Origin of the sequence: Mycobacterium sp. 663a-19 (genome assembly GCF_035616495.1) — a bacterium.
Taxonomy (GTDB): Bacteria; Actinomycetota; Actinomycetes; order Mycobacteriales; family Mycobacteriaceae; genus Mycobacterium.
In genome coordinates, this window is the sequence record NZ_JAPJAV010000002.1 from 349,700 (window position 1) to 370,023 (window position 20,324).

Below are 20,324 nucleotides of genomic sequence, written 5' to 3' on the forward strand. Positions count from 1 at the left end.
GGCACGTGGAGGATTCGGCTAGACCTTGAGTAGTAACGCTTGCGGGACAACGCACTTTCGTAAACCTTCGCGGCCTCGCGACAATAATTGCCTCATCTCGCCATGTTGGCGAAGCGTGAAAGATGCAACTGATGCGCGACAGTGACCGTCTTGGTCGGACCGTTACGGTGTTTGGCCAAAATTAAGTCCGCCTCTCCCCCGCGTGGGTCGTCGCGATCGAAAGCATCTGGCCGGTGCAGCAGGATCACAACGTCGCTATCCTGTTCTAAGGAACCCGATTCGCGAAGGTCGGAAAGCATCGGCTTCTTGTCGGTGCGCTGCTCGGGACCACGGTTGAGCTGGCTGATCGCGACCACCGGAACCTCGAGTTCCTTAGCTAAAAGCTTGAGATGCCTTGAGAATTCGGACACTTCCACTTGACGCGACTCGAACTTTTTGCCTGATGTCATCAGCTGCATGTAGTCGACGACGATCAGCCTCAGGTCGGCCTTCTGCCGTAGCCGGCGCGCCTTGGCACGGATCTCCATCATGGTGAGGTTGGGCGAATCATCGATATACAGTGGGGCCTCGCTGATTTCGCTCATCCGTCGTGCCAGCCGCGTCCAGTCGTCGTCGTTCATCCGGCCCGAACGCATATCGGAGAGCTTGATTTTCGCCTCCGCCGAGAGCAGCCGCATCACGATTTCGGACTTGCTCATCTCCAGCGAGAAGATGACGCTGGCCATGCGGTGCTTGATCGAACACGAGCGCAAAAAATCTAGTCCCAGTGTCGACTTCCCCACTCCAGGTCGGGCCGCCACGATGATCATCTGCCCGGGATGCAGACCATTGGTCACATCATCGAGTTCGTTAAATCCGGTCGGCACGCCGCGTGAGACGCCGCCGCTGGAGGCGATGGCATCGATCTCGTCCATCGTCGGCTGCAGCAGGTCCTCGAGCGGAACGAAGTCCTCGGAGAGTCGACGGTCGGCGACGTCGTAGATCTCGGCCTGCGCGCGGTCGACCACCTCGGCGACGTCGGCGCCCTCGGCGCCCGCGTAGCCGTACTGCACCACCCGCGTGCCGGCCTCCACCAGCCGGCGCAGCAGCGCCTTCTCGGCCACGATGCCCGCGTAGTAGCCCGCGTTGGCGGCGGTCGGCACCGTCGAGATCAGCGTGTGCAGATACGGGGCGCCGCCAATGCGCCGGAGCAGCCCGCGGCGATCCAGCTCGGCGGCGACGGTCACGGCGTCGGCCGGCTCCCCACGGCCGTAGAGGTCGAGGATCGCGTCGTAGACGTTCTGGTGCGCGGGCCGGTAGAAGTCGCCGGGGCGCAGCCGTTCCAGCACATCGGCGATGGCGTCCTTGCTGAGCAGCATCCCGCCCAGCACCGACTGCTCCGCGGCGAGATCCTGCGGCGGCTGACGGCCATAATCCTCACTCGGGGGCGAGGCGCCCATGCCGGACGTTAGGTCATCGACGACCGCCATGGCCCTCACCTCCCTCCGACAAGGCTAGCCGAACATACATTCGACACCCGGCATTCAAGAGCGTAAGTCGGGGCACCGACACCCCGCGCTCGAGCGCCGGTATGGCCGGCGCCGGGACGACGGTAGGCGTTGCTGGCGAGTACTTAAAGGGGGTGCTGTTCATAACGCTGTGCATCGTGTGTGCATATCCGTCGGCACCTGTGTTGAGCGGGGTGTGGAGAACCTGTGGATTATTCCTCGACGTCCTGACATAGCTGCAGATAAGCGCAGTACAACACCGCACAATTGGTGTGGACAAGAATCTCTTCGGCGTGTCGCGACAGGTTACCGAGTCGGGCGTGTTGGCTTTCGGCCGTATTTTCGCAACGTTAAGCCCCGGTTACGGCGACCCCTCTGGAGCGGCCCCGAAAAAGTTCGCCAGACACGGGCTGGGCGATCGTCCAAAGTGGGCGCAAAGCGCCCGCACAGCGCCTAGGATTCTGCGGCCGCCCGATGCGGCGCCCGGCGGGCGAGTCGGGTGAACGCCGAGGGGGTTAGCCCTCCGCGACGACCTCGAGCGCGAGCTCGACATCGACCCCGGGGTGCAGGTGCACCGATACCGGGTGGGTGCCGACGGCTTTGATGTGTGTCTTGGGCAGCCGGACGATTCTCTTGTCGAGGTTCGGCCCGCCGGCCTTCTTGATGGCCGCGACGACGTCACCACTTGTCACCGAGCCGAACAACTTGCCCGAATCGGCGGCGGTCTTCACCGGCAGCGAAACCGGTCCCAGCGCCTCGATCGCCGTCTTGATCTCGTTGGCGTGCTCGAGGTCGCGCACGGTCTTGGTCTCGCGGGCGCGGCGAATCTCGTCGGCCTGCTTCTGCGCGCCGCGCGAGGCGACGATCGCCAGCCCGCGCGGGAGCAGGAAGTTGCGGCCGTACCCGTCCTTGACCTCGACGGTGTCGCCGACGGTGCCGAGGTGCTCGACATCGGCGGTCAGAATCAGCTTCATCGTTGCGTACTTTCGGTTGAGCCTGGGCTATCGCGCCGAGGAGGTGAACGGCAGCAGGGCCACCTCGCGGGCGTTCTTCACCGCGAGCGCGATGTCGCGCTGGTGCTGCACACAGTTGCCGGTGACACGACGCGCCCGGATCTTGCCGCGCTCGCTGATGTAGGTGCGCAGCAGCGTGGTGTCCTTGTAGTCGATCACCTGCTCCTTCTTCGCGCAGAAGACGCACTTGCGCGCCTTGACCGGCTTTTCCGGAGCCGGCCGCCGCTTGTTGGACTTGGCCATGTCTGTCTTTCTTTCCGTTTACCGATTGAAGTTTCTTGGTCAGAAGGGGGGTTCGTCGTCGCCGCCGCCGAACGAGCCCGAAGCCGGGGCGCTGCCCCACGGGTCGTCCCCGCCGCCGCCGCTCGGTTGGGCCGCCGGCGGTGCCTGACGGGATCCGCCCCCGCCACCACCGCCGAAGCCGCCGCCGCCGGCGCCGCTGCGGCTGGCCTTGTTGACCTTGGCCGTGGCGTAGCGCAGCGAGGGACCGATCTCGTCGACCTCGACCTCGACCACGGTGCGCTTCTCGCCCTCGCGGGTCTCGAAGGAACGCTGCTTGAGACGCCCGGTCACGATCACCCGCGCCCCGCGGGTGAGGCTCTCCGCGACGTTCTCGGCCGCCTCGCGCCAGATGTTGCACCGCAAGAACAGCGCCTCGCCGTCCTTCCATTCCCCGCTTTGGCGGTCGTAGATCCGGGGCGTGGACGCGACGGTGAAGTTCGCCACCGCGGCGCCCGACGGCGTGAACCGCAGTTCGGGGTCAGCGGTCAGGTTTCCGACAACCGTGATAGTGGTGTCACCAGCCACAATTTCCTCCTGGATCCGCCTGGGGACGAGTGATGGTCATGAGCGTGTTCCTCGCTGAGCCTACGCAAGCGCGCCGACAGCGGGCAGCCAGCGCCGCCGTTGCTGCCGTCAGTGCTTGTCGGTGCGCATCACCTTGGTGCGCAACACGGACTCGTTGAGGCTCAGCTGCCGGTCGAGCTCGGACACCGTCGCGGGCTCGGCCTTCAGGTCGACGACGACGTAGATGCCCTCGGCGTGCTTGGCGATCTCGTAGGCCAGCCGGCGCTTGCCCCAGATGTCGACCTTCTCGACGGTTCCGCCGTCCTTGCGGACGACGTTGAGGAACGTCTCCAACGACGGAGCGACGGTGCGTTCGTCGAGTGTGGGGTCAAGAATGACCATAATTTCGTATGGACGCATGGAAACCTCACCACCTCCTCTGGTCTCAAGCGGCCACGGTCGATCCGTGGCAGGAGGGTCGCCTGCGTCGGCAACCGCATCAGGGTACCGGACGGCCGGCCCGCGCCGATAATCCGGGCGCGGCGCCGGCTATCGGCGCGCCCGCAGGTAGTCGTTGGCCCTGGCCACCGTCGCGTCGTCGGCCTTGGCCAGCGCACCCGAATCGAACGGCGGTTGCGGGTCGTATTCGATGAGCAGTTGCACCGCCTGCGCGGCCCGGCGGTCGACGAGCAGCTCGACCAGCCGCAGCGCCATGTCGACGCCGCTGGACACCCCCGCGGAGGTGATGATCCGCTGCGGCAGATGCTCGACGACTCGTTCGGGCACATAGCGCGCACCCAACTCGTTGAGCAGGTCCGCGGCCCGCCAATGCGTTGTCGCGGTCAGCCCGTCGAGCAGGCCGGCCGCGGCGAGCAACAGCGCCCCGGTGCACACCGAGGTGGTGAACGTGGTGTTCGGGTGCACCGATTGCAGCCACGCGCGGATGGTGTCGTCGTGAATCAGCGGGCGGGTTTCGATACCGCCCGGGAACACCACCACGTCGGGTGTGCCGACTTCGTCGAACGTGGCGTCGCACGCCATGCCCAGCATCCCGTTTTCGGTACGCACCTCGCCACGGCGGTGCCCGACGAACACCACCTCGATCGATGGAATGCGTTGCAGCACTTCGTAAGGCCCGACGGCGTCCAGGGCGGTGAACCCCGGGAAGAGCGGGATGGCGACCTGCGTCATGATCGTCCTCCGGCGGTCGCGGTTTCTAATTCGGCGCCGGTCTCGGGCGCCGGCGCGGTCGACCGTTTCGGGCCGGCCGGGCGCAGCCACTGCGGCAACCAACCGGGCGGGGCGTCGGGTGCACGGTCGAACGGCCCGCCCGCGGGATCGTCGATCCGCCCGCCCCAGCGCGCCAGATCCTCGTCCGGGCGATAGATCTGCCGGATCACCAACGCGCACAGCGCCACCACCGCGATGTCGCGCAGCAACACCGTCGTGGTGAAGAACTGCTGGGGCAGCGCCCTATTCGGGTTACCGTACAGGTAATACATGCGCGGCACCCATACCACCGCGTCGATCGTCATCCACGCCAGCAGTATTCGGCGGTGCGGCAGGGCCAGCACCGCCAGCGGCACCAACCACAGCGAGAACTGCGGGCTCCACACCTTGTTGGTCAACAGGAATGCCGCCACGATCAGGAACACCACCTGTGCCACCCGGGGCCGCTGCGGAGCAGTGAACACGATGTAAGCTATTGCCGCGCAACATATTACGAACGACACCACGACCACCGTGTTCAGCACCGTGGGCGGCTGCCAGAAGCCCAGCTTGGGATCGAAACCGTGCCAGCCGGTGAACGATTTGACGACGTTGTACAGCGAGTCCATGTCGTCACCGCGGCGGGTGTTGAGCCGGAAAAACTCCGACCACCCCCGCGGAAACAGCACCAGCACAGGAAGGTTCACCGCCAGCCAGGTCGCCGCGGTGGCGCCCGCGGTGCGGGCCAGGGCGCCGAAGCGCCCGGTCCGGATGCCCAGCACCAGCATCGGCCCCAGGAACAGCAGCGGATACAGCTTGGCCGCGGCGCCCAGTCCGATCAGCAGGCCGGCGAGCACCGGCTTGCGCCGCGCCCACGCCAGCAGCCCGGCCATCGCGAATGCCGTTGCCAGCGCGTCGAAGTTGGTGAAGATCTGAAAGATCAGGATCGGCGATGCGGCCACCAGCGCCGCGTCCCACACCCGGCGCCCGGACAAGCCGGCGGTCGCCCACACGGTCGCCAGCCACGCCAGCGCCAGCCCGAACGCCGCGACGTCGAAGAAGACCACCACCTCGGCGACGACCGGAAGGGGCGCGATCTTGCTCAGCGCGGTGTAGGTCTTGGCCACGGCCATCGACGCGTACTGATAGACGCCGGTCAGCACCGGATATTCCATGTACCGCACCGCGGGCTTGCCGTCGTATTGGGTCTGCGGTGCGCCGCTGGCGTCGTTTTCGACCCAGCTCGACTTGTACGGAAACTTGCCCTGGCTCAACAGCTCCGCGCCGTAGAGCGGCACCGTGTCCGAGTAGCACAGCTCGTAATAGGCGCGCTGGTTGTCCCAGTTGGCGACCCGCTGATCACCCGTCCCGCTGCCGGTGCTCTGCAGGCAGGCCGCCTTCGTCGACCAGCCGAGCGCCAGGAACACCAGCCCGATCAGAAACATCACCCGCAGCGGGGTCATCAGCCGGGCCCGGCCGATCAGCGCGTGCCGGCCCACCGGCCCGCCGATCGCGTCGGCTAGCGCGGCACCCAGAAAGTCGGTGCGGCTGGGGCAATCGCGGTTGTCGGCGCTGCGCAGGTCCGCGGCCAGGGGTCGCGGCGAGATGGGGGCGCGCTGCTGCTGGGTGCTCGTCACGGCGGCGGTTGGCCGAACGGTGGCGGCTGACCGAACGGTGGCGGCGGGCCACCCGGCGGCGGGGCCTGGGGGCCACCCGGCGGGACACCGAACGGCGGCCCGCCGCCCGGCCCCTGCGGTGGCGGCGGCCCCATCGTGATCGTCGTGGGCGGGCCGACCGGGATGGTGATGCCCGGCGCCACCTCGATGGTGGGCTGGATGACTTGCTCGGACGGCGGCGGGGGCGGAGGGGGCGGCGCGGCGGGCACCCCCGCGTAGCCGCCGATCTCGCTCGGCTTGGGGAAGTTCTCGTTCGGCGTGCCCTTCAGCGCGCCGTCCATGGTCGCCTTCCAGATGTCCGACGGCAGGCCCGAGCCGTAAACCTCTGCGCCCGAGGAGGTTACCAGCGGCACGTTGTCCTGGACGGTTCCCACCCACACGGCCGTCGACAGCGACGGCGTGTATCCGACCATCCAGGCGTCCTTGTTGGCCTTGGTGTCCCCCAGCTGCACCGTGCCGGTCTTGGCGGCCGACGGGCGTCCGCCGGCCAGGGCGTGGCCGCGAGAGTAGGCGGCGATGGGCTGCATCGCGGCGGTGACGTTGTCCGCGACGCCCTTGTCGATGCGCTGCTCGCCGTTGTTGTCCGAGCCTCCGGCGTCGAACAGGACCTGGCCGTCGGCGTTGACGACCTTTTGCACCAGGTGCGGCCGGTGGTAGACGCCGGACGCGGCCAGGGTGGCGTACGCCGACGCCATGTCGATCGGCCGGGTTTGGTACTGCCCCAACACGATTCCGTTGTTGGGTGGCCCGCCCTTGCCGTCCTCGGACAGCGTGTGCTCGACGCCGGGGAAGCTCTTCGCGATGCCGGCCTGATGCGCGGCGTCCGCGACGGCCTGCGGCCCGTTTTTGAGTTTGAGCATCAGCCGGTAGTAGGCGGTGTTCAGCGAGAGCTTGAGCGCCTCGGCGATGTTGCAGGTTCCGCAGCTCTCGCCGTCGACGTTGGTGATCTTGATTCCGTCGACCGTCAGCGGCGAGCTGTCTACCTGGTAGCCCAGCCCGATGCCCTGCTGCAGCGCGGCGACAAGGGCGAACACTTTGAACGACGATCCGGTCTGCAGGCCGGCCTGGGCGAAGTCGAAACCGTTGGCATCGGAGCCGCCGTAGTAGGCGCGGATCGCGCCGTTGTGCGGGTCGATGGACACCGCGGCCGAGCGCATGTCGGGGTCCTGGCCGTCGAGGTACTTCGATATCGCCTTCTCCGCCGCCTGCTGGGCCTTCGGATCGATGGTGGTGGTGACCTGCAGCCCCTGGGTGTTCAGGGTCTGCTCGTCGATGTTGAACAGCTCCATCAGCTCCTTGGTCACCTGACGCTCGATCAGGCCGTTGGGGCCGGTGGTCTGGTTCTGCGCGCGGGCCTGATCCGGCGGCACGGTCGGCGGAAACACCTGCGCCGCACGGTCACTGGGCGACAGCGCCTTGGTTTCCACCATGCCGTCTAGCACCCAGTTCCAGCGGGCCGCCGCGCCCTTGGGATCGACGGCCGGGTCCAAAGTGGACGGTCGCCGGATCAGCGCCGCCAGGAGCGCGGCCTCGGAGACGGTGAGCTGCTCGACGGGCTTGTTGAAGTAGGCCTTGGCGGCGGCCGATATGCCGTAGGCGCCGCGGCCGAAGTAGATGATGTTCAGGTAAGCCTGCAGCACATCGTCTTTGGACCACTCCCCCGACATCTTGGTGGCGATGACCAACTCCTTGGCCTTGCGCAGCAGCCCACTGAACCCGTGTTGCGCGGAGCCGACGAGGGCGTTCTTCACGTACTGCTGGGTGATCGTCGACCCGCCCTGCAGGTCGCCGCCGCCGAAGAGGTTGTTGTTGACCGCCCGCGCGAATCCGCTGAACGAGAAGCCCGGGTTGGAATAGAAGTTGCGGTCCTCCGCGGCGATCACGGCCTGGCGCACGTGCACGGGCACCTGGTTGATGTTGACGTCGACCCGATTGCCTTCCGGGGGAATGATTTTGGCGATCTCCGAGCCGTCGCTGGCCAGGATCGTCGAGACCTGGTTGGTGCGGATGTTGCCCGGTTTGGGAATGTCGACGATGAAGTACGCCATGGTGAACGTCACGATCGGCAACAGCACCAGCACCGCCGCGGTGAGGTAGGCCGCCCGTCGCACCCAGCGCCAATTGATCTGGTCGATCCAGCTCCAGTCCAGCCTCGGCCCGGGTGCCCGAGGGCCGGGCCCGATCGGCTCGTCGGGTCCGCCCGGCCGTCGCGGCGGGGGTGGCGGCCCGGCCGGCGGCCGTGGCCCGGACGCCGGGCGTTCACGCCGCGGACGGGTATCGAGCGCGGCCTTGACCTCGTCGATCGCGTCTGGCTGCAGGGGTTTCGAGGCGGGGGCGTCCAGCGCGGCCTTCACCTCTTCGAGGGGGTCACGCCGCCGGAACGGCCGGTCGTCGGCGACGGGCGGCAGGATCGTCGTCATCCGGTCGTCGGGCGGAAGCGGACGACGCGGGCGCGGCCCCGGACGCGCGCCGTCGCCCGGCCGGTCGGGGTGGTCCGGCGGGTCGGTGCTTGCATGCTTGCCCACGCGCTCAGTCGCTGGCCCGCCCGGGTCGTTGGACGACTGGTCGTGGCGCCCTTCGTTATTCAATGGCCGTGCGGGCGCCGTCGCGCGCAGTCCGGGTGCCGCGCGTCCCCTTTGGCGGGCGTGCCGCGCCGAGCACATACGACTTGACCAGGTGGTTCCAGCTGCAGGTGCGGCACACCTCCACCACGTGGACCGCGAACTCCTCGTAGCGCGTGGCCAACATGACCAACTCTTCGGCGGTGCGCGCCGAGCCCGACACCGCGCCCAGGTGCTCGCCGAACACCCACGACACCAGGGTGAGTTGTTCCTTGCGGCAGATCGGGCACATCACCTGGCTGGGTTTCCCGTGAAACTTCGCGGCGCGCAGCAGATAGGGGTTGGCGTCACACACCTCCGACACACCGGTGCGGCCCGAGTACACCTCGGCCAGCACCGCGCGCCGCCGAAGCGCGTACTCCACCACCTGTCGCTGCAGTCGCACGCAGACCAGAGTACGTCGCCATCCCGGCCGCCGATATGCAACCGAGGCGGTCGCGCTGGCCGAGCCGCCGTAATCGCTCGTCACATTCGGTGCCGAACTCGATTCGGGCTCCTACGATCATGGCCGTGGCGAAATGGCTCGGGGCACCCCTCGGCGGGACGACGTCGGCGACCCGCGCCAAGGACAGCGACCGGCAGGACACCTGCGCGATCCTCGACAACGCCCTGAGCGACGGCGAGCTGTCCGGCGAAGAGCACCGGGAGCGGGTCAGCGCCGCGACCAACGCCGTCACGCTGGGTGAGCTGCGGGCGCTGGTGGCCGACCTGCAGGTCGACAGCGCGCCGGTGCAGCTCCGTGTTCCCAAGTCGCCGCCGAAATTCGGCGGGTGGGGCATCCTGGCCGCCGCGTTCATCGTGTCGGTGCTGCTGGGCGTCGGCATCGGATGGGGCCTGTACGGCAGCACCGGCTCGCCGCTGGACGTCGGCAAGGGCCGCGAGGATCCGGGAGCCAAGCCCGACGGAATCGGCGCGGTGGTGCTGACCGCTCCCACGCAGCTGCATTCGCTGGGCGGGCTGACCGGCCTGATGGAGCAAACCCGCAAGAGGTTCGGGGACACCATCGGTTTCCGGATGGTGGTCTACCCGACGTACGCGATACTCGATCGCCCCGACCCCTCCGACAGCCGCCGGATGCTGTCCTACGACTACCGCGGCGGCTGGAGCGACCCGACCAGCTCCGCCAAGAGCTCCGCCGACGGCGCCGTCGCCGTCGACCTGAGCAAGTTCGACATCGCGGCGGCCGTCGGAGTCATGCGCGGCGCCCCGCAGACCCTGCACATGAAGCAGTCCGACGTCCAGACCATGTACCTGATCATCGAGCCCGGCACCGACCCCACGGCGCCCGGGGCGCTGTCGCTGTCGCTGTATGTCTCGTCCGATTACGGCGGGGGCTCCATCGTCTTCGCCGGCGACGGAACGCCCAAGCGGCTGAATTTGCCCACGTAGCGGCCCAATGCCGCACCAACATCGGGTGGTGTTGAGGCAAATATATCGAGACGATACGATGACGCGAGGCGTCGGACCGTCGTAACCAGCAAAGCAAGGGAGGTGAGTCGATGCTGGAGCTCGCCATCCTGGGTCTCCTGATCGAGTCGCCCATGCACGGTTACGAGTTGCGGAAACGGCTGACCGGCCTACTCGGTGCGTTCCGTGCGTTCTCGTACGGTTCGCTGTACCCGGCGCTGCGGCGCATGCAGGCCGACGGGTTGATCGCCGAGGACGCCGCCCCGGCCGGCACGCCGGTCCGGCGGGCACGGCGGGTCTACCAACTGACCGACGCTGGGCGTCGGCGCTTCAGCGAGTTGGTGGCCGACACCGGCCCGCACAACTACACCGACGACGGCTTCGGGGTGCACCTGGCGTTCTTCAATCGCACCCCGGCAGAGGCGCGGATGCGCATTCTGGAAGGCCGCCGCCGGCAGGTTGAGGAACGCCGAGAAGGTCTGCGCGAGGCCGTGGCGCGGGCCAGCAGCTCGTTCGATCGCTACACCCGCCAGCTTCATCAACTCGGGCTCGAGTCCAGCGAGCGCGAGGTCAAGTGGCTCAACGAGCTGATCGCCGCGGAGCGGGCCATGCCCGGCCTGTCCGAGCAGATGTAACCCCTTGCACGAATCCGCACGAAACCAACAAGTCACCGAGCATCCGAGGCAAACGTAATGAGGTTAGGAGAACGCCCTATGAGTGAGCACCAGCCCGTAGGGGCGCCGGAGGCGCACACCGAGGTACGAGTCGCCATTGTCGGCGTCGGAAACTGCGCGTCCTCACTGGTCCAGGGCGTCGAGTACTACCAGAACGCCGACGAGACAGCGTCGGTGCCGGGCCTCATGCACGTGCGGTTCGGTCCCTACCACGTGCGCGACGTCAAGTTCGTCGCGGCATTCGACGTGGACGCCAAGAAGGTGGGCTTCGACCTGTCCGAGGCGATCTTCGCGTCGGAGAACAACACGATCAAGATCGCCGACGTACCGCCGACCAACGTCACGGTGCAGCGCGGCCCGACGCTCGACGGGATCGGCAAGTACTACGCCGACACCATCGAGGTCTCCGACGCCGAGGCGGTCGACGTGGTCAAGGTTCTCAAGGAGAACAACGTCGACGTGCTGGTGTCCTACCTGCCGGTCGGCTCCGAGGACGCCGACAAGTTCTACGCCCAGTGCGCCATCGACGCCGGCGCGGCGTTCGTCAACGCGCTGCCGGTGTTCATCGCCTCGGACCCGGTGTGGGCCAAGAAGTTCGCCGACGCCGGCGTCCCGATCGTCGGCGACGACATCAAGAGCCAGATCGGCGCGACCATCACCCACCGCGTGATGGCCAAGCTGTTCGAGGACCGCGGCGTGCAGCTGGACCGCACCATGCAGCTCAACGTCGGCGGCAACATGGACTTCCTCAACATGCTTGAGCGCGAGCGGCTGGAGTCGAAGAAGATCTCCAAGACCCAGGCCGTCACCAGCAACCTGCAGCGTGAGTTCAAGACCAAGGACGTGCACATCGGCCCGTCCGACCACGTCGGCTGGCTCGATGACCGCAAGTGGGCCTACGTGCGGCTGGAGGGCCGCGCCTTCGGCGATGTGCCGCTGAACCTGGAGTACAAGCTCGAGGTGTGGGACTCGCCGAACTCGGCGGGCGTGATCATCGACGCGGTGCGGGCGGCCAAGATCGCCAAGGACCGCGGCATCGGCGGACCGGTGATCCCGGCCTCGGCGTACCTGATGAAGAGCCCGCCGCGGCAGCTGCCCGACGACGTCGCGCGCGCCCAGCTCGAGGAGTTCATCGTCGGCTAGGGCCGGCTGCCTCTCGCGGCGGATTCGTCGACACGGCGCTGGGCGGGTGCTTAGCATCATCTCTCGATGAGAGTTCAGCCCGCCGCGTTCCTGCGCACGACGCTTCCGCTCGACCTGTCCCGGCTGTCGGAGCTGGACGGTGGCCGCTACCACTCGATCTGGCTGCCGGATCACATGGTCAGCTTCTGGCCCGACGCGCTCTGGACTCCCGAGTTCACCGACCTCGCCGCCGCGTCGCCGTCGCCGCACCGCCACCTGGACGGGCTAGCTGTGGCGGCGGCGGCCGCGGTCCTGACCGAAAACGTGCCGCTGGTCAGCGCCGTCGTCGACACCGTGCGCCGCCATCCCGCCATGCTGGCGCAGACGGCGCTCACCATCGACCATCTCGCCAAGGGCCGTTTCGTCCTCGGCCTGGGCAGCGGCGAGAGCGAGAACACGCTGCCCTACGGCTTCGACTTCTCCCGGCCGGTGAGCCGCTTCGAGGAGGCGCTGACGGTGATCCGCCTGCTCTGGGACAGCGACGGTCCCGTCGATTTCGACGGGCGGTTCTACTCGCTGCGGCACGCCCGATTGGACACCGAACCGTACGGCGGTGAGCCGCCGCGGATCTGGATCGGCGCCAGCGGCCCGCGGATGCTCAACATCGCGGGACGCCACGCCGACGGGTGGTGGCCGGCGGGCGCCTGGACCCCGGAGCACTACGCCGACATGCTGACCGCGGTCAGGGCATCCGCCGAACGCGCCGGCCGCGATCCGACGGCGATCACGCCGTGCTTCATCCAGGTGTGCCTGATCGGCGAGGACGAGGACGCCCTGGCCGAGATCCTGCAGGCGCCCCTCGTCAAGGCGTTCCTGCTGCAGGTATCGGCAGAAACGTTGCGCGGCTTCGGGTTTGAGCACCCGATGGGCGAGGGCTGGCGCGGATTCCAGGACATCGACCCGGCGCTGCTCACCCGCGAACGCATCATCGCGTTCCTGCGGCGCGTCCGGCCGGAAATGCTGCTCGCCGTCGTGCCGCACGGCACGCCGCGACAGGTTGCCAAGATCATCAAGACGTATGTGGACGCGGGCCTGCGGGTGCCCAAAATCCTCGACTACGGCGCCATGGCGGGCCGCAAGCACGCCGAGTCCTCGGCCACCAACGTTCGCGCGGCCGAGGACCAACTGCTGGCGCTGTGCGGGGACCCGTCGTGAGCGAACACCTGGACGCCGCCGAGCTGCTGGGCGCCGCGGAGGCCGAAACCGGGTTGCGCGACTACGGCGACCCCACCTTGCCCGAGCGCTTCGCCGTCGCCGTCGACCACCTGAACGGCCTCGGCTTGGATGCCGACGGTAGGCGGCAAGCGGCGCAGGTGTGCCGGTGGCTGCTCACATCGCGTCTCGAGTTCATCGAGGACCGCAGCCGGTACCCGATCGGCGACGAGGTGATCCAGGCCCCGATGTTCGTCACCGGCGAACCACGTTCGGGCACAACGCTCGTGCACGCGCTGATGTCCGTCGATCCGCACGCGCGGGCGCTGCGGTTCTGGGAGGTGATGTATCCCTCGCCGCCGCCGGGCATCGCCGCCGCCGACGACGACCGGCGCGACCGGGCCGACGCGGACTGGCGCGAGATCAACGCCAAGATGCCCAAATGGCTGCACAGCCACCCCTACAACGACATGCTCGGCGACGGCCTGCCCGAGGACGAACGCACCTGGGCCTTCGATTTCCGGGTCATGACGCCGACGGCGTGGTGGCGGGTGCCGATGCAGTCGCTGGTCGGCGGCCTGCCCACCGACCCGGCCGCACAGTACCGGTTGCACAAGGCGATGCTGCAACAGCTGCAGTACAACCGGCCGCGAAAGTACTGGGTCCTGAAGGGTTTTCACGGTTTCCGGCTCAAGGAGCTGTTCGAGACCTACCCCGACGCGTTCATGGTCTGGTTGCACCGGGACCCGGTACAGGTCGCAGCGTCGCGCACCATGATGATGGCCGACATCGCCGACGGCATGATCGGTCCCGTCGATCTGCACGCCGAGGCCAAGAAGCATCTCGAGATGACCCGCGCCAGCATCGCCAACACGATGAGCAATCCGCTGGTCGACGATCCGCGCATCCTGCACGTCCGCTACGCCGACTTCATCGCCGATCCGGTCGCCACGGTGCGGCGCTACTACGCGTTTTGTGGGCGGGAGCTGACGGCCGAAGCCGAGTCGGCGATGCGCGCCTACCTGGCCGACAACCGCCCGGACCGATACGGCAAGTTCACCTACTCCACCCGGCTGCTCGTCGACATCGGCGAAGACCTCGACGCGCTGCACGCCGAATTCCAGCCGTTCCGTGAACGATTCGGCGTCGAGATCGAGAAGCGGGCCTGACGTGACGGCGGTCGACCAACGCCTGTCCGTGCACAGCGTCACCTTTCACGGCGCGTCACTGGCCGAGCTGCAGCAATACTGGGCCGCGCTCGGGGTGTCCCGGCTGAGCATCCTGGACAGCCAGCTGCTCGATCCCGAATTTCCAACGCTGTTGCGGCGCAACGACTACACGGTCGAAGCCGTGTACCACCTCTTCGCGGGCGGCTCGCTGTCCGCCGACCCGCGCGCTGCGCGGGACGCGCTGTGCGCGGTGATCGACGCCGCGGCCGGGGTCGACGCGCGTACCGTCTACCTGCTCACCGGTGGTCGCGGCGCCCTCACCTGGAAACAGGCCGCCGACCGGTTCTGCGCGATGGTCGGCCCCTGCGTGCAGCGCGCCAACCGCGCCGGGGTCGCGCTGGCTATCGAGAACGCCTCCAGCCTGTACGCCGACATCCATCTCGCCCACACGCTGCGCGACACCATCACGCTTGCCGAGATGGGCGGGCTTTCCATCTGCATCGACCTGTTTCACTGCTGGGCGGAGGGCGATTTCGAGGCCACCGTGGCACGCGCCCTGCCGCGGACCGCGCTCGTCCAGCTCAGCGACTACGTGCTGGGCGACCGCGCGCTGCCGGCCCGGGCGGTCCCCGGCGACGGCACGATCCCGATCGAGCCGTTCGTGGCCCAGGCCCTCAAAGCTGGCTACGCGCACGGCTTCGACCTGGAGCTCATCGGCCCCCGGATCGAGAACGAGGGTCGGCTCGAATCCGCCCGGCGCGCATGCGATTTCGTGACCGCGATGCTCGACCGGCTGGGAGCGTGACGATGGCATTCGGCGACGGGCCCGACGACGCGGAACTGCGGTCCGCGTGGACCGCGTTCTGCGAACGGCTGCAACGCGCCGGCGAGCAGGCCTTCAAGGACGCCAACGCCACCTCGGGCGCGCAGCGCGCCGACGCCTTCCGCTTTCTCACCCAAAACCTGGGCCAGGCCTTCGATTTGGCGCTCGAGACCCGCGACACCCGCTACCCGGTGCTGCACACGTTCTGCGGCCCCACCCGCAAACTCGGCGGCGACTGCGCCGACTTCACCTACCAGCAGGCGTGGATCGACGGGCGCTCGACCTACCGGCTCACCGGCAGCCGGGGCACCTCACGGTTTTTCAACGTGACCGTCCAGGGCCCGCGCCGTCCCGGGCCGGGCGTGCTGCACGAACCGTTCGGTGACACACCGGAGGCCAACCTGCACGGCCATCAACTCGTCGTCGGCGGCGACGGGCAATTCGAGCTCTACATCGGCGGGCCCGAACGCGGCCCGAACTGGTTGCCCACCACCCCGGGCTCGCGCAAGGTGTTCATCCGCCAGGGGTTCGACCGATGGGACGAGACGCCGGCGCGGATGCGGATCGAGCGGACCGACATGGCCTCCCCCAAGCCGCCGCCGACGCCCGCCGCGATGGTCGACGCGATGGGCTGGGCCGGCGACTTCGTCACCGGCCTGATGTCCGACTGGCCGGAGTTCCCCTTCACCCACGGCGGCGTCGACGCCGAGCACCCCAACACCTTCCCCCGGGTGGACGCCACCGACGCGGACGCCAAGCGCGGCCGCGCCGCCGCCAACATGTACTGGGAGCTCGGACCCGACGAGGCGCTGATCGTCGAATTCGACGCCCACGACGGGCTGTGGATGCTGACCAACATGGGCGTCTTCTTCAACAGCATGGACTACCTGTACCGCCCGGTGAGCTACACGCCGAGTCGCACGAAAACCGACCGCGACGGCCGGGTGCGTCTGGTCATGGCGCACCGCGATCCGGGCGTGCACAACTGGCTGGACACCCAGGGCTTCGAGCGCGGCAACCTCACCTACCGGCACATGCTGGAGGGCCAGCCCGCCGTGCTGAGCACCCGGACCATCAAGTACGACGAGCTGCTGCGCATCCTTCCCGCGGACACCGCCAGGGTGACCGCGGCGGAACGCACCGCGGCGATGTGGGAGCGGTTCCGCGCGATTCGCCGGCGCTACGTCCTCTGAAGCGTGTCCTCTAGTGTCTGTAGATCGTGACCGAGATCTCCGAGGACGAACTGGCGGGGCTGTCCGAGTTCTCGCTGCTGCCCGAGAACGCCGAGCAGGCGGGTGTTTCGGGCCCGTTGCCGGCAGTCGAGCGCGTCGACGCGGGCGCCGTCAGCGCCCTGCGCTGGGGCGCCACCGCACCGCGGGTGGTCTTCCTGCACGGCGGCGGGCAGAACGCGCACACCTGGGACACCGTCGTCGTCGGCATCGGCCAGCCCGCGCTGGCGGTCGACCTGCCCGGCCATGGGCATTCCGCCTGGCGTGAGGACGGCGACTACTCACCGCGGCACAACGCCGACGCCCTGGCGCCGGTGCTGCGCGAGCACGCGCCATCGGCCGAACTCGTGGTCGGCATGTCGCTGGGCGGGCTGACCGCGATACGGCTCGCCGCGATCGCCCCCGAGCTGGTGCCCGAGCTGGTCCTCATCGACGTCACCCCGTCCGCGCTGCAGCGGCACTCGGAGCTGACCAAGGAGCAGCAGGGCACGGTGTCGCTGATGCACGGGGAGCGCGAGTTCCCCAGCTTCCAGGCCATGCTGGACCTCACGATCGCCGCGGCCCCGCACCGCGAGGTGAAGGCCCTGCGCCGCGGCGTCTTCCACAATTCCCGCCGGCTCGACAACGGCAAGTGGATGTGGCGCTACGACGCCATCCGCACCTTTCCGGACTTCGCCGGCCTGTGGGAGGACGTCGACGCGCTGTCGGCGCCCATCACGCTGGTGCGCGGCGGTTCGTCGGGCTTCGTCACCGACGAGGATGCCGACGAACTCGCCAGGCGCGCAACGAATTTCCGCACCGCGCACATCGTCGAAAATTCCGGCCACTCCGTCCAAAGCGATCAGCCCCGCGCGCTGATCAACATCCTGCGCGGGGTGCTCGACGGGCGCTGAGCCTACGGTGGTCCTATGACTGTGCAACGGCCCATTCGAATCGGTGTGCAGCTGCAGCCGCAGCACGCGCCGTATTACCGCAACATCCGCGACGCGGTTCGCCGTTGCGAAGACATCGGCGTCGACATCGCATTCACCTGGGATCACTTCTTTCCCCTCTATGGCGATCCCGACGGGCCGCACTTCGAATGCTGGACGGTCCTGGCGGCGTGGGCCGAGCAGACGTCGCGCATCGAGATCGGCGCGTTGGTGACGTGCAACTCCTACCGCAATCCCGAGCTGCTGGCCGACATGGCCCGCACCGTCGACCACATTTCCGACGGCCGGCTGATCCTCGGCATCGGATCGGGCTGGAAGAAAAAGGACTACGACGAATACGGCTACGAGTTCGGCACCGCGGGCAGCCGTCTCGACGACCTGGCGGCCGCGTTCCCCCGGATCAAGTCGCGGCTGGCCAAGCTCAACCCGCCACCGACCCGCGACATCCCGGTGCTGATCGGCGGCAAGGGCCCACGCAAGACCCTGCGGCTGGTCGCCGAGTACGGCGACATCTGGCACGGCTTCACCACCGTCGACACCTACCCGGCCGCGGCAGCCGTGCTGGAGGAGCATTGCGCGGCCGTCGGACGCGACCCGGCCGCCATCGAACGGTCGGCCGGCGTGGAGGACAACAGCGGTGTCCGCCGCGGCGAGGGCCTCGACGGGCTGATCGCCAACGCCGAGGGCCTCACCGCCCTGGGCGTGACGCTGCTGACGGTCGGCGTCAACGGCCCGGACTACGACCTGAGTGCCGCCGAGGCGCTGTGCCGGTGGCGCGACCGGCGCTAGTCGGTTTCGCCGGCAATTCATCGGCGAAACATCGCAACGCGGGCGCCAAGTCGTGAGAAACTTCCTCCGCTGATTGCCTCGTGGGAAAAGAGACCGATGCCGAAGAAATACGGGGTCAAAGAAAAAGATCAGGTTGTCAACCACATCCTCAACCTGATATTGACCGGGAAGCTGCGCAGCGGTGACCGCGTCGACCGCAACGAGATCGCGGTGGGCCTGGGAGTGAGTCGCGTCCCCATTCAAGAGGCGCTCGTGCAACTCGAACACGACGGCATCGTTTCCACCCGCTATCACCGGGGCGCGTTCGTCGAGCGGTTCGACGAGGCCACCGTCCTCGAGCACCACGAACTCGACGGCCTGCTGAACGGCATCGCGTCGGCGCGAGCGGCCACCAACCCGACGCCGCGGATCCTGGGCCAACTCGACGCGCTGCTGCGATCGCTGCGCACCGCAAAGGACGCGCGGGCCTTTTCCGAATTCGCCGCGGAATACCGGCGCACCATCAACGACGAGTACGCGGGCCCGCGGTTGCACGCCACCATCCGCGCCTCGCAAAACCTCATCCCGCGGGTGTTCTGGATGACCTACCAGGACAGCCGCGACGGCATGCTGCCGTTCTACGAGGACGAAACCTCCGCCATCCACCGGCGTGACTCGGAAGCCGCGCGGGCCGCGTGCGTCGGCCGTTCCTACTTGATGGCCCAGACCATGCTGTCCGAGCTGTTCCGGCGCAGGGTGTTCACCCCGGCCGAAACCGTTGTTCCGGGGCCTCTTCGGGCGCTGGCCGGCGCCGAATCGGCGGGCACCGAGCCGTCCATCACGCTCTGAACGCGCCCGCCGACTTTATGAATGACGGGCGAAGTTTCCTTTCCGACGTGACTTTGATGCGGGCTAAACAAAGTCGCCAATAGCCATCTTGTCCGCACCCGATATCCGGTTAGACTGCCAAACTATGGCGGACACATCCACCGCGCCCGAGGTGACGGAGCTTGCGGAAGGGTTGCACCGTGCGCTGTCCAAACTCATTTCCATCCTGCGCCGCGGGGACCCCAGTGGCGTGGTGGCCGGCGACCTGACGCTGGCGCAGCTCTCCATCCTGATCACGCTGCTCGAACAGGGACCCATCCGGATGACCGACCTGGCCGCACACGAGCGGGTGCGCACCCCCACCACGACCGTGGCGATCCGCCGGCTGGAGAAGATCGGGCTGGTGAAGCGATCCCGCGACCCGTCGGACCTGCGCGCCGTGCTGGTCGACATCACCCCGCGCGGGCGGGCCGTTCATGCCGAGTCCCTGGCCAACCGGCACGCCGCCCTGGCGGCGATGCTCAGCCAGCTCGACGAATCCGACCTGAACACCCTGGCGAAGGCGCTGGCGCCGCTGGAGCGGCTGGCCTTCGGCGAGGCGGTGCACGACGCGGAAGGCGAATCGTCGGCACGCAAGCGGGCGTGAAAAGGGCTGATTCCCAACATCATTGGCGATGCCCGTAAGCTGGCCGCATGCCAACTGCTCTGATCACCGGCGCCGGCGGCGGCATCGGTTCCGCCATCGCCGCCGCGCTGGCGCCCACGCACGCCCTGCTGCTGGCCGGTCGCCCGTCCGACCGGCTGGATGCCGTCGCGGCCCGGCTCGACGCCACAACGTTTCCGCTCGACCTGACCGATTCCGACGCCATCGGGTCCAGCTGCGAGGTCGTGGACGCGCTCGACGTGCTGGTGCACAACGCCGGCGTTTCCATCCCCGGCCACGTCGCCGAGTCCAGCGTCGAGGAGTGGCGCGCCACCTTCGCCGTGAATGTCTTTGGGGCCGTGGCTCTTACACTGGCGCTGCTGCCCGCGCTGCGCAGCGCCCGCGGTCAGGTCGTGTTCGTCAACTCCGGGTCGGGCCGCAAGGTGTCGTCGGGCATGGCGTCCTATTCGGCCAGCAAGTTCGCGCTGCGCGCGTTCGCCGACTCGCTACGCGACGACGAGCCGGAGCTGCGGGTGACGACGATATATCCGGGCCGCACCGACACCGGCATGCAGCGCGAACTCGTCGCGTTCGAAGGCGGCGAGTACGACCCCGCCGACTTCCTGCGGCCCGAGACCGTCGCGGCCGTGGTGGCCAACGTGGTCGCCGCCCCGCCCGACGGCCATGTCCACGAGGTGGTGATCCGGCCGGGCCGGCGATAGGCC

The 20,324-nt window shown here is 68.1% G+C and carries 21 protein-coding genes; 12 read left to right on the forward strand and 9 right to left on the reverse strand.

Annotated elements, in window-relative coordinates; translation table 11 throughout:
* Positions 1–92: 92 nt before the first annotated feature.
* The 9 genes from dnaB to OQ968_RS06010 form a co-directional block, all read right to left on the reverse strand.
* Positions 93–1,469 carry a replicative DNA helicase gene (dnaB, locus tag OQ968_RS05970; protein WP_324675667.1) on the reverse strand — a complete coding sequence of 459 codons (1,377 nt, stop codon included), beginning with the start codon at positions 1,467–1,469 and terminating at the stop codon, positions 93–95.
* Between the two features lie 533 nt (positions 1,470–2,002).
* Positions 2,003–2,461, reverse strand: coding sequence for a 50S ribosomal protein L9 (rplI, locus tag OQ968_RS05975; protein ID WP_324675669.1), 459 nt, complete (start codon positions 2,459–2,461; stop codon positions 2,003–2,005).
* Between the two features lie 27 nt (positions 2,462–2,488).
* Positions 2,489–2,743 carry a 30S ribosomal protein S18 gene (gene rpsR / locus OQ968_RS05980; protein ID WP_324675670.1) on the reverse strand — a complete coding sequence of 85 codons (255 nt, stop codon included), beginning with the start codon at positions 2,741–2,743 and terminating at the stop codon, positions 2,489–2,491.
* 39 nt (positions 2,744–2,782) lie between these two features.
* Positions 2,783–3,307, reverse strand: coding sequence for a single-stranded DNA-binding protein (locus OQ968_RS05985; RefSeq protein WP_324675671.1), 525 nt, complete (start codon positions 3,305–3,307; stop codon positions 2,783–2,785).
* Between the two features lie 108 nt (positions 3,308–3,415).
* Positions 3,416–3,706 carry a 30S ribosomal protein S6 gene (gene rpsF, locus OQ968_RS05990; RefSeq protein WP_067007424.1) on the reverse strand — a complete coding sequence of 97 codons (291 nt, stop codon included), beginning with the start codon at positions 3,704–3,706 and terminating at the stop codon, positions 3,416–3,418.
* A 129-nt stretch (positions 3,707–3,835) separates the two neighbouring features.
* Positions 3,836–4,477 (reverse strand): DJ-1/PfpI family protein, encoded by a 642-nt coding sequence (locus OQ968_RS05995; RefSeq protein ID WP_324675672.1) that lies wholly within the window; start codon positions 4,475–4,477, stop codon positions 3,836–3,838.
* On the reverse strand, positions 4,474–6,132 hold the full coding sequence (locus tag OQ968_RS06000; protein ID WP_324675674.1) for a glycosyltransferase family 87 protein: 1,659 nt from the start codon (positions 6,130–6,132) through the stop codon (positions 4,474–4,476). The genes OQ968_RS05995 and OQ968_RS06000 overlap by 4 nt, the downstream gene beginning before the upstream one ends.
* On the reverse strand, positions 6,129–8,759 hold the full coding sequence (locus OQ968_RS06005; RefSeq protein WP_420715838.1) for a transglycosylase domain-containing protein: 2,631 nt from the start codon (positions 8,757–8,759) through the stop codon (positions 6,129–6,131). The genes OQ968_RS06000 and OQ968_RS06005 overlap by 4 nt, the downstream gene beginning before the upstream one ends.
* Positions 8,752–9,177: a DUF5318 family protein gene (locus tag OQ968_RS06010; protein WP_324675676.1), complete on the reverse strand. Its 426-nt coding sequence runs from the start codon at positions 9,175–9,177 to the stop codon at positions 8,752–8,754. The genes OQ968_RS06005 and OQ968_RS06010 overlap by 8 nt, the downstream gene beginning before the upstream one ends.
* Positions 9,178–9,302: 125 nt before the next feature.
* Here OQ968_RS06010 and OQ968_RS06015 point away from each other — a divergent pair, with 125 nt between their 5' ends.
* The 12 genes from OQ968_RS06015 to OQ968_RS06070 all read left to right on the forward strand — a co-directional run bounded on the left by OQ968_RS06015 (position 9,303) and on the right by OQ968_RS06070 (position 20,321).
* The gene (locus OQ968_RS06015) at positions 9,303–10,181 is read left to right on the forward strand and encodes a DUF1707 domain-containing protein (RefSeq protein ID WP_324675678.1); all 879 of its coding nucleotides are present in this window, start codon (positions 9,303–9,305) and stop codon (positions 10,179–10,181) included.
* A gap of 110 nt (positions 10,182–10,291) precedes the next feature.
* A complete protein-coding gene (locus tag OQ968_RS06020) occupies positions 10,292–10,834 on the forward strand; it encodes a PadR family transcriptional regulator (RefSeq protein WP_324675680.1) in 543 nt (180 codons plus the stop codon).
* A gap of 78 nt (positions 10,835–10,912) precedes the next feature.
* Positions 10,913–12,016: an inositol-3-phosphate synthase gene (locus tag OQ968_RS06025; RefSeq protein WP_324675682.1), complete on the forward strand. Its 1,104-nt coding sequence runs from the start codon at positions 10,913–10,915 to the stop codon at positions 12,014–12,016.
* Positions 12,017–12,082: 66 nt separating this feature from the next.
* Complete coding sequence (locus tag OQ968_RS06030; protein WP_324675684.1) at positions 12,083–13,210, forward strand: LLM class flavin-dependent oxidoreductase; 1,128 nt, start codon at positions 12,083–12,085, stop codon at positions 13,208–13,210.
* Complete coding sequence (locus OQ968_RS06035; protein ID WP_324675686.1) at positions 13,207–14,376, forward strand: sulfotransferase; 1,170 nt, start codon at positions 13,207–13,209, stop codon at positions 14,374–14,376. Before OQ968_RS06030 ends, OQ968_RS06035 begins: the two co-directional genes overlap by 4 nt.
* A gap of 1 nt (position 14,377) precedes the next feature.
* The gene (locus OQ968_RS06040; protein WP_324675688.1) at positions 14,378–15,181 is read left to right on the forward strand and encodes a sugar phosphate isomerase/epimerase family protein; all 804 of its coding nucleotides are present in this window, start codon (positions 14,378–14,380) and stop codon (positions 15,179–15,181) included.
* A gap of 2 nt (positions 15,182–15,183) precedes the next feature.
* Positions 15,184–16,392, forward strand: a complete 1,209-nt coding sequence (locus tag OQ968_RS06045) for a DUF1214 domain-containing protein (RefSeq protein ID WP_324675690.1) — start codon at positions 15,184–15,186, stop codon at positions 16,390–16,392.
* 26 nt (positions 16,393–16,418) lie between these two features.
* On the forward strand, positions 16,419–17,321 hold the full coding sequence (locus OQ968_RS06050; RefSeq protein WP_324675692.1) for an alpha/beta hydrolase: 903 nt from the start codon (positions 16,419–16,421) through the stop codon (positions 17,319–17,321).
* A gap of 15 nt (positions 17,322–17,336) precedes the next feature.
* Positions 17,337–18,149 (forward strand): LLM class F420-dependent oxidoreductase, encoded by an 813-nt coding sequence (locus tag OQ968_RS06055; protein ID WP_324675694.1) that lies wholly within the window; start codon positions 17,337–17,339, stop codon positions 18,147–18,149.
* Between the two features lie 96 nt (positions 18,150–18,245).
* Positions 18,246–18,977, forward strand: coding sequence for a GntR family transcriptional regulator (locus OQ968_RS06060; RefSeq protein WP_324675696.1), 732 nt, complete (start codon positions 18,246–18,248; stop codon positions 18,975–18,977).
* 124 nt (positions 18,978–19,101) lie between these two features.
* On the forward strand, positions 19,102–19,602 hold the full coding sequence (locus tag OQ968_RS06065) for a MarR family transcriptional regulator (protein WP_324675698.1): 501 nt from the start codon (positions 19,102–19,104) through the stop codon (positions 19,600–19,602).
* A 47-nt stretch (positions 19,603–19,649) separates the two neighbouring features.
* On the forward strand, positions 19,650–20,321 hold the full coding sequence (locus tag OQ968_RS06070; RefSeq protein ID WP_324675700.1) for an SDR family oxidoreductase: 672 nt from the start codon (positions 19,650–19,652) through the stop codon (positions 20,319–20,321).
* Positions 20,322–20,324 lie beyond the last annotated feature (3 nt).